The sequence below is a fragment of the Micromonospora sp. ABR4_055 genome, assembly GCF_056160425.1.
In genome coordinates this window covers 41,295-55,894 of the sequence record NZ_JBSWXD010000020.1, presented here as the reverse complement: position 1 = coordinate 55,894, position 14,600 = coordinate 41,295, and the positions used below count along the sequence as shown (strand labels likewise).

The window sequence follows — 14,600 nt, the reverse complement described above, 5'->3', positions numbered from 1 at the left end:
CGCTCCTTTTCTCTATCTCCTTTTGTTTTTTTTTTCTTCCTTTTTCTCTTTTTTTTCTTTTGTTTGTTCTTCTTTTTTTCTTCCCTCCCCCCCCCCCCCCCCCCCCCCCACCGAGGGAAATCGTCAGCGACGCTTCGCGCCGCTGGGGCGCTTGCGGCCCCCACCGCCGGGTCGGCCGCCACGACCGCCGCCGGACTGACGCTTGCCGGCCGGTCGGGCACCGGCCTTCGGCGCGGTGCCGGCCAGAGCGGCGTCCGCGGCGGGCTCGGTCTCGGCGGGCTCGTCGGCCGACGTTGTGGTCGAGGCACCGGCGCTGGTACGCGACCGCTTCGGTGCCTTGTCCCGCTCCGCCAGGGAGGACCGCTTGGCCTGCACCCGCTGGGTGTGCAGCTTGTACTTCGGCTCCTGCTCCTTGAGCACCGTCACCAGTGGCGAGGAGAAGAAGATCGACGCGAAGAAGGCCGCGCCCATACCGACGAACAGCACCAGACCGAGGTCCTTGAGGGTTCCGGCGCCGAGCAGCCCGGCACCGATGAACAGCAGCCCACCGACCGGCAGCAACGCGACGATCGACGTGTTGATCGACCGCATCAGGGTCTGGTTGACCGCGAGGTTGGCGGCCTCGCCGTAGGTCTGGCTGCTGCCGCCGGTGACGCCCCGGGTGTTCTCCTGGATCTTGTCGAAGACCACCACGACGTCGTAGAGGGCGAAGCCGAGAATGGTCAGGAAGCCGATGATCGTCGACGGGGTGACCTCGAAGCCGGAGGCCGAGTAGATGCCGGCGGTCAGCAGCAGGTCGAGCACCAGGCCGGCGACCGCCGCGATCGCCATCCGGTACTCGAACCGCAGCACCAGGTAGATGGTGACCAGCACCATGAAGACCAGCAGGCCGAGCAGCGCCCGCTGGGTGACCTGGCTACCCCAGGCACCGCTGACCCGGCTGTCGCTGATCGCCGCTTGCTCGATGTCGAGCCGCTCGGCGAGACCCTGCTTGAAGGCTTCGGTCTGCTCGGAGGTGAGCTCGGCGGTGCGGAACAGGTAGGTGGTGCCGCCGACCTCCTGGCCGGAGACCACCTCGAGCGGCTCCTCGGTGTCCAACTCGGCGAGCTCGGCGTCGAGGGCGTCCTCGGCCTGCAGCAGGGTGCCGACGCTCGCCGGCACCTGGAATTCGTTGCCGCCCCGGAAGTCGATGCCGAGGTTGAAGCCCCGGATCGAGAAGCTTGCGATCGACAGGACGACGACCACCGCGGCGATCACGAACCAGGTGTTACGCCGCTTGACGATCGGGAGGTTGGCCTCACCCCGGTAGAGGCGTCCAGCGAAACCGCTCATGTCAGGCCTCCTTGACGCGCGGGTTGCGAATCGGGGTCTCGTCCTCGGTCTTCACCGCGCGGCCGAGGCCGCTGACCCGGGGAGACAGGAACGCCTTGGTCCGGGCCAGCATCGACATGATCGGGTGCCGGAACAGGAACACCACGACCAGGTCGAGCACGGTCGCCAGGCCGAGAGCGAAGGCGAAGCCCTTCACGGTGCCCACCGACACGATGTAGAGCACGACCGCCGCCATCAGGGTGATGGCGTTCGCCGAGATGATCGTCCGCCGGGCGCGCAGCCAGGCCCGGGGTACGGCGCTGCGTGGACTTCGACCCTCACGTATCTCGTCCTTGAGGCGTTCGAAGTAGAGCACGAACGAGTCGGCCGCCACACCCAGCGAGACGATCAGACCGGCGATTCCGGCGAGGGTCAGGGTGAAGCCGATCTGCCGGCCGAGCACCACCATCGCGCCGAAGACCAGCAGCGCCGACAGGATCAGGCTGAGGAAGATCACGATGCCGAGCAACCGGTAGTAGAAGAACGAGTAGACCGCGACCAGCAGCATGCCGATGCCGGCGGCGAGCAGGCCAGCGCGCAGGTGCTCGGTTCCGAGCGTGGCGGAGATGCTCTGCGCCTCCTGCTGCTCGAAGGTCAGCGGCAGCGCACCGTAGCGCAGGTTGCTGGCCAGTTCGTTGGCGGTGGCGCTGGTGAAGTCGCCGGTGATCTGCGAGTCGCCGGTGAGCACGCCCTGGATCTCCGGTGAGGAGATCACCTCGTTGTCGAGGACCACCGCGACCCGGCACTTACCGTCCTGGCCGAGCGCGCTCGCCTCGCACTCCTGGTCGGTGTTGTTGAACGCCTCGCGGGTCAGCTCGGTCCAGGCGCGCTGGCCGGAGCCGGTGAAGTTGAGGCTGACCACCCACTGGCTGGTGGTCTGGTCCAGCACGCCGCTGGCGTCGCTGACGTCGGTGCCGACCACCTTCGCCTCGTCCAGCAGGTACTTGACCAGACCCTCGCAGGCGACGACCTGCTGGGACTCGTCGCGGATCGAACCAGCCTGGCGCAGCAGGAGCTTGTCACAGGTCACGTACGGCACGTTGTACTGCACGCCGGCCGGCAGCACCCGGATCTCCGCCGGGGTCAGTTCGCCGAACGGGGCCAGGGTGTCGGCCAGCGTCGGGTCTGCGCTGAAGTCGGCCGGGGCCTGCAGGCCGGTCGCCGCCGCCCAGGCCGCCTCGCCGACCTTTGCCTGGACCTGTGCGAGGTCGACCGGCCCGTCGGTGTCGGCGGCGGGCGTCGGGGACGCGCTCGGGCTTGCCTGCGGGCTGGGGCTGACACTGGCATCGGGGCTGGCCGAGTCGGTCGGGTCCGGCTGGGCCATGCCGCCCTCGCCACCAGCGGCCGGGCTCTGCTCGGCCTCCGCCTGCGGCGACGGCTCCGCGCCAGGAGACGCCTCGGCGTCGGGCGAGGCACCGGGTGACGGCGACGCGTCGGCACCCTCCTCGCCGGCACCTTCACTCGGCGTGGGGGACGCCTGTGGCTGGATCGGCTCACCGCCGTCGGTGGCCTTGAGTACCTTGCGGAACCGCAGCTCGGCCGCGTTACCGATCTCGGTCAGGTCGCGGTTCTGGCCGGGCAGCGAGACGACGATGTTCCGGTCGCCCTCGGTGACCACCTCCGCCTCGGAGACGCCGAGGCTGTTCACCCGGTTCTCGATGATGTCGCGGGCCCGGTCGAGCGATGCGGCCGGTGGCGCGCTGCCGTCCTCGGTGGTGGCCTCCAGGGTGACCCGGGTACCACCGATCAGGTCCAGGCCGAGTTTGGGCTCCAGCCGGTCCTGCCAGCTGCCGCTGGCTCCGGCGAAGAACACCATGAGGTAGAGGACGGCGAAGATAAGCCCGAGTGCGGCGAGTTGCCGCCCGGGGCGCATCTGTCCCTGAGGTGGTGCCACGGCGGTCCTGTCTCCCTGCGCGGTTCGGCCGCTGGTGCCCCGGGCGGCAGCGGTTGGTGCCACTGGTGCGAGCGGCGGTGGGATGGTCGTCGTACCAGCCGCGACCGTCAGGTCGAGCGGTCGTGACCGGCAACACAACGATCAGTATCATCGATGTAACTCGGGTCTGGCGACCCGGGGTGGCTCAGTCCTTGGTCGGCACCTCGTCCGCCGGGGCGGACTCGGTCGTCGCGCTGACGTCGGTCCTAGGCACCACCCGGGCGATCGCCGGTCGGGCGTAGCGCTCGTGCACTCCGGGCGAGACCTCGAGCATCACCGTCTCGTCGTCCATGCTGGACACGGTGCCGTACAGGCCGCCGATGGTGACGACCTCGTCGCCGGTGCTGATCGACGACTGCATCTGCTCGGCTTCGCGGCGCCGCTTCTGCTGCGGCCGGATCATCATGAAGTACATGACGACAAAGAGCAGGCCGATCATCAGGATGGGCATAAAGCTGGCGCCGCCCGCGCCCTCTTGCGCCAAGAACACAACAACAACCTTTCGTCAGCCACTCGCGACGCCGTTACGCTCTGCGGAGGCGGGATCTCACGTGCCGTACAGACCGCGGCGAGTCTAGTCGCTGTGACTGTGAACTCTGTGATCGGCACGGATCACGTTCAGATCACGAGATAGTTTAAGCCTCATCCGAGAATAAATCAGGCATATTGGACACCATGCCGCCTGCCGTACCGGCCCGGGACTGAACACCCGGCACGGCCGGACCGCCGAGCGTTCCCGGCGGCGGCACCCGGCCGAAATGCCGCCAGGTCGCCTCGGTCGCCACCCGCCCCCGGGGGGTACGGGCCAGCAGCCCCGCCCGCACCAGGAACGGCTCGCAGACCTCCTCGACCGTGTCCGGCTGCTCCCCCACCGCCACCGCCAGGGTGGACAACCCGACCGGGCCGCCACCGAACGAGCCGATCAACGCGGTCAGCACCGACCGGTCCAGCCGGTCCAGACCCAGCTCGTCGACGTCGTACACGGCCAACGCCGCCCGGGCGGTATCCCGGTCGACCACCCCGGCCGCCCGCACCTCGGCGTAGTCGCGGACCCGGCGCAGCAGCCGGTTGGCGATCCGCGGAGTCCCCCGGGACCGGCCGGCGATCTCCGCCGCCCCGTCCGGCGTGATCGGCACCGCGAGAATCCCCGCTGACCGGGTCAGCAGCACCTCCAGCTCGGTCGACTCGTAGAAGTCCAGATGCGCGACGAACCCGAACCGGTCCCGCATCGGCCCGGTCAGCAGACCGGCCCGGGTGGTCGCACCGACCAGGGTGAACGGCTCCACGTCCAGCGGAATCGCCGTCGCGCCCGGCCCCTTGCCGACCACCACGTCGACCCGGAAGTCCTCCATCGCGCTGTAGAGCAGTTCCTCGGCCGGCCGAGCGATCCGGTGGATCTCGTCGATGAACAGCACGTCGCCCTCGGCCAGGCTGGTCAGGATCGCCGCCAGGTCACCGGAGCGCTCGATCGCCGGCCCACTGGTCACCCGGATACCCGAACCCAGCTCAGCGGCGACGATGTTGGCCAGCGTCGTCTTGCCCAGCCCCGGCGGGCCGCTGAGCAGAATGTGGTCCGGCGGCGCGCCCCGGCCCATCGCGCCCCGCAGCAGCAGGTCCAGCTGGTCGCGGACCCGGTGCTGGGCGATGAACTCGGCCAGCCGGCGCGGCCGGACGCTGACCTCCGCGTCGCGTTCGGCGTCGCTGGCGTACGCCGACACCAGGCCCTCGACGTCGCCACTCACCGGCTCTTACCCAACAGCCTGATTGCGTGCTTGAGCAGCACCGGGACCGGCGGCGGCGGGCCGTCCAGGCTCTCCGCCACGGCGGCCACCGCCTGGTCGGCCTGCCCGGCGGTCCAGCCCAGCCCGACCAACGCCTGCCGGACCTGTTCCGGCCACGCCCCGGCGGTCACCCCGGCCGCGCCGTCGGCACCCACCGGCACCGGCCCGACCCGGTCCCGCAACTCCAGCACCAGCCGCTCGGCGCCCTTCTTGCCGATCCCCGGCACCCGGGTGAGCGCCGCCGTGTCGGCATTCGCGATCGCCTTGCGCACCGCGTCCGGGGTGAGCACCGACAGCACCGCCTGCGCCAGCCGGGGCCCGACCCCGCTGGCCGTCTGCAGCAGCTCGAACAGCTGCTTCTCGTCGTCGTCGGCGAAGCCGTACAGGGTGAGCGAGTCCTCCCGGACCACCAGGCTGGTGGCCAGCCGGGCCGGGCCGCCGGGCCGCAGGTTGGCCAGGGTGCCCGGGGCACAGTGCACCGCCAGACCGACCCCGCCGACCTCGATCACCGCACTGTCCGGCGCGACCGCCAGCACCACCCCGCGCAGACTCGCGATCATCGGGCACCTCCGCTCCGGGCCGCCCGCTGTGCGGCGGCCAGCCGGTCATGCGTACCACCTCGCCAGATGTGGCAGATCGCCAGGGCGAGCGCGTCGGCGGCGTCCGCCGGGCGCGGTGGGCGGTCCAGCCGCAGCAGCCGGGTGACCATCGCGGTCACCTGGGCCTTGTCGGCCTGGCCGGAACCGGTCACCGCCGCCTTCACCTCACTCGGGGTGTAGGTCCGCACCGGCAGCCCGGCCCGCGCGCCGGCCAGCACGGCCACCGCGCTGGCCTGCGCGGTGCCCATCACGGTACGCACGTTGTGCTGGCTGAACACCCGCTCGACCGCCACGCTGCGCGGCTGGTGCTCGGCGACCAGGGCGGTCAGCCGCTCATCGAGGTGCAACAGTCGGTCCGGCAGGTCGTCGGCCGGGTCGGTCTGCACCACGTGGTACGCGACCAGCCGGCACGGCCGACCCGGCACGCCCTCCACCACGCCGACCCCGCACCTCGTCAGGCCAGGGTCGACCCCGAGCACCCGCACCACCGATCCTCCCCCAGCCGACACCACCGCCACACGTACGTGTGTTCGACACCCTAGCCAACCAGCGGCGGGCCGGGACAGCCGACACGCGTACCGGAGCCACCCGGCCGGTACGTCAGTTCAGCTGCACGTCGATAACCGCGTTCTGGCTCAGGTCGACCGCGTACTCCAGACGCAGGCCGGTGGTGCCGGCGGGGACCTCGAACGGGACGTACCCCTCGACCGAATCACCGGGGGCGAGGGTGACCGCGTCCGGGGCTTCCCCGACCTCGGCGTCGTAGAAGGACGGGGCGTAGGTCTCGTCCGACTCGTCGAGGAGGAAGAACTGCACGACGTTCGACTCCCAGGGTTCGGCGTCGATGTTCTCGATCTTCACCTGGAGGTACAGCACCTCGTTGCCCTCGCCGACCTCCCACAGTGGGGAGCCTGCGGCGGAGGTGCCGAACGATTCGACGGTGATCCTGCGGCCGTTGAGTTCCTCGGTGTACGGGAGTGGCTCCGCCGCGGTGCTGGTGTCACCGCCGGCATCAGCGCCGTCGGCCGGTTCGTCGGCCTGCGACGGCGCCGCTGTCTGCTCGACGTTCGTCGGCGGCGTCTCCTCCGTCGACGAACAGCCTGCGGCGATGAGCCCGAGTACGCCGAGCACGGCGATCTGGGCAACTGCGGCACCGAGTTTCCTGTTGGCCATCGTGTCCTCGTTTCCGGCTCTGTTGCGACTGGATCTGCGCACCCGAACCACGACAGTGGAGAGCCGCCGGCTCAGGTGATCTTTGACGTCCCCGTGACGCTAGGAGACGTTGTCAAACCGCGCGGCACCGAGCGGCAGACAGCCGTGGCCACGATCGCGTAGCCCAGCAGCGAGGGCGTGCAGCGCAAGACTCCGGTCTCGACCAGTTGGTCTCACCGGTCGAGTCCATCGAGGCGGTCGAGGTGGAAGCCACCGGAGGCGGCGATCTCCTGCAGGTCAGCCAGTGCTCGTCGCCGCCGTTCGCGGCTTACTCTCACCACCTGCCGGAGAGCGTCGGTCACCGTCTCCCGCTCCGTGGTCGTGCCCAACGCGGCAGCGGCTTCCGTCAACAGGTCCTCATCAAGATGCAGGTGCGTCGCGGCCATGGACATCTCCCAGGGGATGGTTCTCCGCTCGGCCGGCAGGTGCACGTTGTGCCCGTGCCGGCTCTCGGGACCCAACAGTGCTCCGACGGCTTGATGCCACAGGTGCATCAAGATGCACCTGTGGCATCAGGCTCAACAAGTGCTAGGCCCCGGGGGCGTTCAGCTGGGACCCGGAAGCCTTGGGTCCCGAGGAGGGGCAGAGGAAATGATGGGACTGCCCGCCGCGAGTCGCTCACGGCAGTAGGCGCACACCGGGGCGGGCGTCCTGGTGACCGCCCCGGGCTGGCGCAACGCGTCGCGGTACGCCCGCACGCTGGTGATGCTGCCGTGCCGCCGCGGGTCGTCGCTGACCTCCCGACCGTAGAGCGTCACCCACGAGAACCACTCCGGGGACGGCCATACCTCCTCAACCCGGAGCCGGACCGGGCGATCGGCGTCCACGTGGTCACACTGCCGCAGCGCCACCAGATCACCGGGGCACACCAGAGCTTCGTCGTCAGGCATCGTCCGACGCCCCGTACGACTCGGCGGACTCGTCCTGGTCGTCGTGCGCGGGTATCCGGCGGTCATCAACCCGGAGAGATGCAGTACGGCTCGGATCCGCCGGGCACTACTGGGGTCCCACCGATCCAGGATGGCGACCGCCCGCAGGAACGGCCGGCAGGGTCCGGGTACGCCGCCGCACCGGTGGCACTCACCGGTGGTCCGGTTCGGGATGTGGGTACGGGCGGTCGAGTTCGCGTCGTGGACCGCCCGGGACAGCTCCGGGGACCGGGCGGCCACCGAGGACTCTGCAGACCTGGGCGGACCGTCGGGGTGAGAGATGCGCCCGGTGCTGGCGATGTGGTGGAGGACCCTGCCGGGGTGGACCTGCTGGAACATCAGTGGGAAGCGATCCGGGAGTATGCTCTGCCGCAGGACCAGAGCCTCGACCTGATCATGAAAGCAGTGGATACATGGACGTGACCACGCCGAGCTGGCGCAAGTCGACCCGCAGCAACGGCAGCAGCAACTGTGTCGAGGTCGCCGACAATCTTCCCGGCCGCGTCCACGTCCGGGACACCAAGGACCGCGATGGCGGCACCCTGACCTTCCACCCGGCCGTCTGGTCCCGATTCGTCGAGGTGGCGAAGACGCACAGCTGAATCCGCGTACGGACAGACGACAAGCCCCGGCCCCATCTCAACGGGATCCGGGGCTTTCCGCTGCTGACCAGCGGACAGTAGGCAGCATCAACAGCCCTGGCCGGTCAGCCGACGGCGGCCATGATCTCGTCGGAGACGTCGAAGTTCGCGTAGACGTTCTGCACGTCGTCGCAGTCCTCCAAGACGTCGATCAGCTTGAAGATCCGCCGGGCACCGTCCTCGTCCAGCGGCACGTTCATGCTCGGCACCAGGGACGACTCGGCGGACTCGTAGTCGATGCCGGCGTCGACCAACGCGGTGCGCACCGCGACCAGGTCACCTGGCTCGCTGACCACCTCGAAGGCCTCGCCAAGGTCGTTGACCTCCTCGGCACCGGCGTCGAGCACCGCGAGCATGACGTCGTCCTCGGAGTGCTCGCCCTTGGGCACGATCACCACGCCCTTGCGGGAGAACAGGTACGACACCGAGCCGGCGTCGGCCAGCGAACCGCCGTTACGGGTCAGCGCGGTACGCACCTCGGTCGCCGCCCGGTTGCGGTTGTCGGTCAGGCACTCGACGAGCAGGGCGACACCGTTCGGCCCGTACCCCTCGTACATGATCGTCTGCCAGTCGGCGCCGCCGGCCTCCAGGCCGGAGCCGCGCTTGACCGCGCGGTCGATGTTGTCGTTGGGTACGGAGCTCTTCTTCGCCTTCTGGATGGCGTCGTACAGGGTGGGGTTGCCGGCCGGGTCACCCCCGCCGGTCCGGGCGGCGACCTCGACGTTCTTAATCAGTTTGGCGAACATCTTGCCGCGTTTGGCGTCGATGACCGCCTTCTTGTGCTTGGTCGTCGCCCACTTGGAGTGGCCGGACATGTGCACCTCCGTCGCTTCCCACCTGCGGGGTCAGCCTGCCGCGACGGCCATCTCCACGAACAGTCGGTGCACCCGACCGTCGCCGGTCAGCTCTGGGTGGAAGGCCGTGGCGAGCAGATTGCCCTGCCGAACCGCGACAATCCTACCTGTGGCCGCTCCGGCGGCTACCCGGCCCAGCACCTCGACGTCCTCGCCGACCCGTTCGACCCACGGCGCGCGGATGAAAACCGCGTGGAACGGCGGGCCGTCGACACCGTCGATGACCACCGGCGCCTCGAAGGAATCCACCTGCCGGCCGAACGCGTTGCGCCGCACCGCCATCGAGATGCCGGCGAAGGACAGCTGGTCGGGCCGGCCGTCGAGGATCTCGTCGGCCAGCATGATCATGCCGGCGCAGGACCCGTACACCGGCATGCCGGCGGCGATCCGCTTGCGGATCGGCTCCAGCAGGTCGAACTCGACCGCCAGTTTGCTGATCGTGGTCGACTCGCCGCCGGGCACCACCAAGGCGTCGACCTGCTCCAGCTCCTCGGGGCGACGGACCGGGCGGGCGGTGGCACCGCATTCGGTCAGCGCCCGCAGGTGCTCGCGGACGTCGCCCTGCAGCGCCAGTACGCCGACCCGCACCCGCGCGTCGGGAGCCGACTGGGCCGCGCCGGTCACCAGCCGCGCTCAGCGAGACGGTGCGGCACCGGGATGTCGTCGACGTTGATGCCGACCATCGCCTCGCCGAGCCCACGGGAGACCTTCGCGAGCACGTCCGGGTCGTCGTGGAATGTGGTGGCCTTGACGATCGCCGCCGCCCGCTGGGCAGGGTTGCCGGACTTGAAGATGCCGGAGCCGACGAAGACCCCCTCGGCGCCGAGCTGCATCATCATCGCCGCGTCCGCCGGGGTGGCGATACCGCCGGCGGTGAACAGCACCACCGGCAGCTTCCCGGTCTCGGCGACCTCCCGGACCAGGTCGTACGGGGCCTGCAGCTCCTTCGCCGCGACGTACAGCTCGTCGGGTGACAGGGAGGTCAGCCGGCGGATCTCGGCGCCGATGCGCCGCATGTGGGTGGTGGCGTTGGAGACGTCGCCGGTGCCGGCCTCGCCCTTGGAGCGGATCATCGCGGCGCCCTCGGTGATCCGGCGCAGCGCCTCACCGAGGTTGGTCGCCCCGCAGACGAACGGCACGGTGAACGCCCACTTGTCGATGTGGTTGGCGAAGTCGGCCGGGGTGAGGACCTCGGACTCGTCGACATAGTCCACGCCGAGCGCCTGCAGCACCTGGGCCTCGACGAAGTGTCCGATCCGGGCCTTGGCCATCACCGGGATGGAGACCGCTTCGATGATGCCGTCGATCATGTCTGGGTCGCTCATCCGGGACACACCGCCCTGGGCACGGATGTCGGCGGGCACCCGTTCCAGGGCCATCACCGCGACTGCCCCGGCGTCCTCGGCGATCTTCGCCTGCTCGGGCGTGACCACGTCCATGATCACGCCGCCCTTGAGCATCTCGGCCATGCCGCGCTTGACCCGGGCGGTACCGGTGACGGAGGCGGGCGCGACGGCACCCGGGGCGGCGACCTGAGCAGCGGGGGTCTCGGACACGACGGATCGGCTCCTCGGCGAAGTGCGCGACAGGGGGTACGCCTGGGATGCTACGCCCGCCGGCGGGGTCCACCGACAGCCAATCGACAACCCGGTGGCCTGCCCTGTGGCCCAGATCACTGACAAGGAGCCCAGGTCACCGGCGGGTAGGCGCGATCACCGGCGGGTCGGGTCCACCACCCGGGTAAGGGTCGGATCGTCGATGTCGAAGTAGCGAGGTTCGTCGTGCCGGCGGCCGAAGCGCAGCAGCCGCACCAGCGGCCGCCGGCGGGCCAGCAACGCGTCGCGGACCAGGTCGGTGTGCAGTTGACGGGCCAGCACCAGCCGGCGGCTGGCCACCACCACCGCCTCGGTCGCCGGATCCGGGCTGGTCAGCGCCGTCGCCCGCAACTGCCGGGTGAGGTCGTTCTCGGCGGCCTCACGCTCCTCCGGGGACGCGGCGTCCAACGCGATCCGGGCCGCCGCGTACAGCTCCACCGCGTACTCCTCCTCGGCGAGCACCGCGGCGGCCGCCGCCCGGCGCAGCAGGTGCGCGTCGAGCGCCCGGGCGGCCGCCGCAACCCGGACGTGCAGCCGGTCCACCCGGGCCGCGGTCCAGGTGAGGTACGCCGACAGCAGGACGACCGCGACGCTCACACCGACCACCCACCGCATTCCCGGCATCGTAGTGCCGCCGGTGCAGGCCCCGTGGACCCGATCATGGTGGCTCCGCCCACTCCTGGTAGAGCACCCGCCCGTCGGTGGCTTCGATCGCGGCGGCGTACACCTCCAGCACCTGGCGGGCCACCGCGGGCCAGTCGAAGGTCGCCACCACCTGCCGGGCGTGGTCGGCGAGCGCTTCCCGGCGCGGCGCGTCGTCCAGCAGCCGGGCGACGGCCCGGCGCAGCGCCACCGGGTCACCGGTGGGGAACAGTTCCCCGGCCCGGCCGTCGTCGAGCACCCGGCGGAACGCGTCCAGGTCACTGGCGACCACCGCCGCGCCGGCGGCCATCGCCTCGGTGAGGATCATGCCGAACGACTCACCGCCGATGTTCGGCGCGACGTAGAGGTGCACGCTGCGCAGCATCCGGGCCTTGTCCGGCTCCGACACCAGCCCGAGGAAGGTCACCCGGTCGCGCAGCCCGGCCGGGACGGCGGCGTACAGGTCGTCGGGCCGGCCCGGACCGGCCACCAGCAGCCGCAGGCCCGGGCGGTCCGGGGCCAGCGCGACGAACGCCTCACGGAGCAGACCGAAGCCCTTGCGCGGCTCGGTGAACCGGCCGAGGAAGCCGAGCGTGCCGCCGGTGCCCGGACCGCAGTCACCCGGCCAGCCGGGCAGCGGCTCGGCGTTGGCGTACTTCGCCACCGCCACCCCGTTGGGGATCTCCACCGCGCCGCCGTCGAGGTGTTCGACCTGCACCCTGCGGGCCAGCGCCGACACCGCGATCCGGGCGGTGATCTTCTCCAGCACCAGCTGCAGCATGCCCTGCGCGGCGGCCAGCGCCCGGGACCTGGTCATCGCGGTGTGGAAGGTGGCCACCACCGGACCCCGGGCGCAGAGCACCGCGAGCAGGCTGACGCTGAGCGCGAACGGCTCGTGCACGTGCAGTACGTCGAACTGGCCACGGTTGAGCCAGCGCCGGACCCGGGCGGTGACCACCGGGCCGAAACTCACCCGGGCCACCGAGCCGTTGTACGGCACCGGCACCGAGCGGCCGGCGGCCACCACGTACGGCGGCAGCGCGGCGTCCTCGTCCGCCGGTGCCAGCACGCTCACCTCGTGGCCGAGATCGATCAGCGCCTCAGCGAGGTCGACGACGTGGTTCTGCACCCCTCCGGGGACGTCGAAGGAGTACGGGCACACGATGCCGATCCGCACGGTGGCCCCCGCTCATCCCGGCCCGGTGGCCGAGCTGCCCGACCGGTCCCGGTCGGGGTCGGGGTCGGGCCGCTCGTCCAGCCACAGCCGCTGCATCATGTGCCAGTCCTGCGGGTGGCGGGCGATACCGACCGCCAGCCGGTCGGCGATCTGCTGGGTCAGCAGGCGGACCCGCACGTCCAGCGGGCCGACCGACGGGTCGGGAAGCGGCACCGGCCCGTCCAACGCGCCGTGTGCGCGGTCCGGTTCGAACCACATGGTGGTGACGTAGAGCGGGGCACCGGTACGCAGCGCGAGCAGCGCCGGACCGGCCGGCATCCGGGTCCGGCCGCCGAAAAAACTGACCTCGACGCCCCGGGCGGACAGGTCACGGTCGGCCAGCAGCGGCACGACGTGGCCGGCGGCGAGCCGGTCAATCAGGACGTCGAACGGTGGCCGGGGACCGCCAGAGGCCGGGACGATCTCCATGCCGAGACGTTGCCGGACGGCGACGAACCGGTTGTATACGCCTTCCGGTCGCAGTCGTTCGGCGACCGTGGTCAGCGGCCAGTCGTTGGCCGCCACCCAGGCACCCGCCGCGTCCCAGTTGCCGGCGTGCGGCAACGCCACCACCGAGCCGCGCCCGGCGGCCACGTTGGCGGCGAGCATCTGCGCACCGGCCAGGTGGAAACCGGCGAGCCGCTGCTGTCGACTGAGTGACGGCAGCCGGAACATCTCCATCCAGTACCGGGCGTACGAACGCACCGCGTCCCGGGTGAGCCGGTCGAACTCGGCCGCCGGCAGATCCGGGCCGACCACCCGGCGCAGGTTGGCGGCGAGCCGGCGGACCGACGCCGCGCCGCGCCGGTGCGCCCGGTCGGCGCCGACGCGGAACAGGGCGGCGGCGGCCGGCCGGGGCAGCGTCCGGATCAGCCGCCAGGCCGCCGCGTAGCCCAGCTCGACCGGGGTCACGCGTCCACGCCCTGCGCCGCCTGCCGGGGACCCGCCGCAGCGGTGGTCTGCTGGTGCACGTGGGCGATCCGCTGCCAGACCGTCACCAGCGACAGCGCGGCGAGCAGCCAGAGCGCGGCCGGCAGCCCCCAGCTGACACCGAGGCCGCTGAGCAGGCCGCCGACGCCGACCAGGATCAGCCGCTCGGCCCGTTCGGCGACGCCGACGTTGCAGGTCATCCCGAGCCCTTCGGCGCGCGCCTTCACGTAGGACACGATGCCACCGGCGACCAGGCAGATCAGCGCCGCGACCGCACCCGCCCGGTTGCCGCTGACCGCGAGCCAGTACGCCACCGAGCCGAAGATCGCCCCATCGGCGATCCGGTCCATGCTCGAGTCGAGGAATGCGCCGAAGGTGCTCGACCCGCCGCGCAGCCGGGCCATCGTGCCGTCCAGCACGTCGGTCAGGGCGGACAGCGTGACGATCACCAGACCGGTGATCAGGTGGCCACGGGCGCCGAAGCCGATCGCCCCGACGAGCACACCGACGGTGCCGGCGACCGTGACCGCGTTCGGCGAGATCCCTGCGCCGAGCAGTCCGCGGGCTACCGGCTCGATCACCCGGGTGATGCCCGCGCGGACGGACACTCTGAAGATCTTCGCCATGGCGGTCCCACGATAACGGTCGACGGAAAGGGTCGGCACGGTGGCCACGAACGTGAACCGGTGGCGGTCACCTCGCGCGCCGGACTTGTGTACGGCGCGTCGCGGGTGTGGGATCGACACGTGAACGTGAGCGAGCTCACCCGGGCCCGGTTCACGTTACCGAGCAGGTCCCGCCCGCCTGAAGATGTCGCCGCGGATTCACCCCGCGGTCATCCTCTGCGGTCCCCGGCCGGCCGTTCCGGTCCGGACCGGAGCCCGGCCTGGTCCGCAG

17 protein-coding genes are annotated in these 14,600 nt (G+C 70.9%); 2 read left to right on the top strand and 15 right to left on the bottom strand.

The genetic code is table 11. The features are described from left to right. Positions 1-123: 123 nt before the first annotated feature. From secF to ACXAHD_RS08015, 8 genes are all read right to left on the bottom strand, one after another. A complete protein-coding gene (secF, locus tag ACXAHD_RS08050) occupies positions 124-1,332 on the bottom strand; it encodes a protein translocase subunit SecF (protein ID WP_281554486.1) in 1,209 nt (402 codons plus the stop codon). 1 nt (position 1,333) lies between these two features. Further along, positions 1,334-3,265, bottom strand: a complete 1,932-nt coding sequence (gene secD / locus ACXAHD_RS08045; RefSeq protein WP_281554485.1) for a protein translocase subunit SecD — start codon at positions 3,263-3,265, stop codon at positions 1,334-1,336. A 184-nt stretch (positions 3,266-3,449) separates the two neighbouring features. Beyond that, positions 3,450-3,794 (bottom strand): preprotein translocase subunit YajC, encoded by a 345-nt coding sequence (yajC, locus tag ACXAHD_RS08040; protein WP_475049474.1) that lies wholly within the window; start codon positions 3,792-3,794, stop codon positions 3,450-3,452. Between the two features lie 145 nt (positions 3,795-3,939). Beyond that, positions 3,940-5,046: a Holliday junction branch migration DNA helicase RuvB gene (gene ruvB, locus ACXAHD_RS08035; RefSeq protein WP_281554484.1), complete on the bottom strand. Its 1,107-nt coding sequence runs from the start codon at positions 5,044-5,046 to the stop codon at positions 3,940-3,942. Next, entirely contained in the window at positions 5,043-5,645 is a 603-nt protein-coding gene (gene ruvA / locus ACXAHD_RS08030; RefSeq protein ID WP_475049471.1) for a Holliday junction branch migration protein RuvA, read from the bottom strand. Before ruvA ends, ruvB begins: the two co-directional genes overlap by 4 nt. Further along, positions 5,642-6,169, bottom strand: coding sequence for a crossover junction endodeoxyribonuclease RuvC (gene ruvC / locus ACXAHD_RS08025; protein ID WP_289212705.1), 528 nt, complete (start codon positions 6,167-6,169; stop codon positions 5,642-5,644). Before ruvC ends, ruvA begins: the two co-directional genes overlap by 4 nt. 115 nt (positions 6,170-6,284) lie before the next feature. Further along, a complete protein-coding gene (locus ACXAHD_RS08020) occupies positions 6,285-6,857 on the bottom strand; it encodes a DUF4352 domain-containing protein (protein ID WP_475049468.1) in 573 nt (190 codons plus the stop codon). 212 nt (positions 6,858-7,069) lie between these two features. Further along, the gene (locus tag ACXAHD_RS08015; RefSeq protein WP_475049465.1) at positions 7,070-7,357 is read right to left on the bottom strand and encodes a type II toxin-antitoxin system VapB family antitoxin; all 288 of its coding nucleotides are present in this window, start codon (positions 7,355-7,357) and stop codon (positions 7,070-7,072) included. Between the two features lie 559 nt (positions 7,358-7,916). On the opposite strand from ACXAHD_RS08015, the gene ACXAHD_RS08010 reads away from it, so the two are divergent. Together ACXAHD_RS08010 and ACXAHD_RS08005 are read left to right on the top strand one after the other, a co-directional pair. Then, positions 7,917-8,102: a hypothetical protein gene (locus ACXAHD_RS08010; protein ID WP_475049462.1), complete on the top strand. Its 186-nt coding sequence runs from the start codon at positions 7,917-7,919 to the stop codon at positions 8,100-8,102. 136 nt (positions 8,103-8,238) lie between these two features. Then, positions 8,239-8,427 carry a DUF397 domain-containing protein gene (locus ACXAHD_RS08005; protein ID WP_281554478.1) on the top strand — a complete coding sequence of 63 codons (189 nt, stop codon included), beginning with the start codon at positions 8,239-8,241 and terminating at the stop codon, positions 8,425-8,427. Between the two features lie 104 nt (positions 8,428-8,531). On the opposite strand, the gene ACXAHD_RS08000 is transcribed toward ACXAHD_RS08005, so the two are convergent. The 7 genes from ACXAHD_RS08000 to pgsA all read right to left on the bottom strand — a co-directional run bounded on the left by ACXAHD_RS08000 (position 8,532) and on the right by pgsA (position 14,329). Further along, positions 8,532-9,281: a YebC/PmpR family DNA-binding transcriptional regulator gene (locus ACXAHD_RS08000; RefSeq protein WP_123601103.1), complete on the bottom strand. Its 750-nt coding sequence runs from the start codon at positions 9,279-9,281 to the stop codon at positions 8,532-8,534. A 30-nt stretch (positions 9,282-9,311) separates the two neighbouring features. Next, positions 9,312-9,908 (bottom strand): pyridoxal 5'-phosphate synthase glutaminase subunit PdxT, encoded by a 597-nt coding sequence (gene pdxT / locus ACXAHD_RS07995; protein WP_281555546.1) that lies wholly within the window; start codon positions 9,906-9,908, stop codon positions 9,312-9,314. A 32-nt stretch (positions 9,909-9,940) separates the two neighbouring features. Continuing rightward, positions 9,941-10,876, bottom strand: a complete 936-nt coding sequence (gene pdxS, locus ACXAHD_RS07990) for a pyridoxal 5'-phosphate synthase lyase subunit PdxS (RefSeq protein ID WP_289212703.1) — start codon at positions 10,874-10,876, stop codon at positions 9,941-9,943. Between the two features lie 156 nt (positions 10,877-11,032). Further along, a complete protein-coding gene (locus ACXAHD_RS07985; protein WP_289212702.1) occupies positions 11,033-11,539 on the bottom strand; it encodes a hypothetical protein in 507 nt (168 codons plus the stop codon). 34 nt (positions 11,540-11,573) lie between these two features. Continuing rightward, positions 11,574-12,734 (bottom strand): glycosyltransferase family 4 protein, encoded by a 1,161-nt coding sequence (locus ACXAHD_RS07980; RefSeq protein WP_289212701.1) that lies wholly within the window; start codon positions 12,732-12,734, stop codon positions 11,574-11,576. A gap of 12 nt (positions 12,735-12,746) precedes the next feature. Continuing rightward, positions 12,747-13,685, bottom strand: coding sequence for a phosphatidylinositol mannoside acyltransferase (locus tag ACXAHD_RS07975; RefSeq protein WP_281554475.1), 939 nt, complete (start codon positions 13,683-13,685; stop codon positions 12,747-12,749). After that, entirely contained in the window at positions 13,682-14,329 is a 648-nt protein-coding gene (gene pgsA, locus ACXAHD_RS07970; RefSeq protein WP_289212700.1) for a phosphatidylinositol phosphate synthase, read from the bottom strand. The genes ACXAHD_RS07975 and pgsA overlap by 4 nt, the downstream gene beginning before the upstream one ends. Positions 14,330-14,600 lie beyond the last annotated feature (271 nt).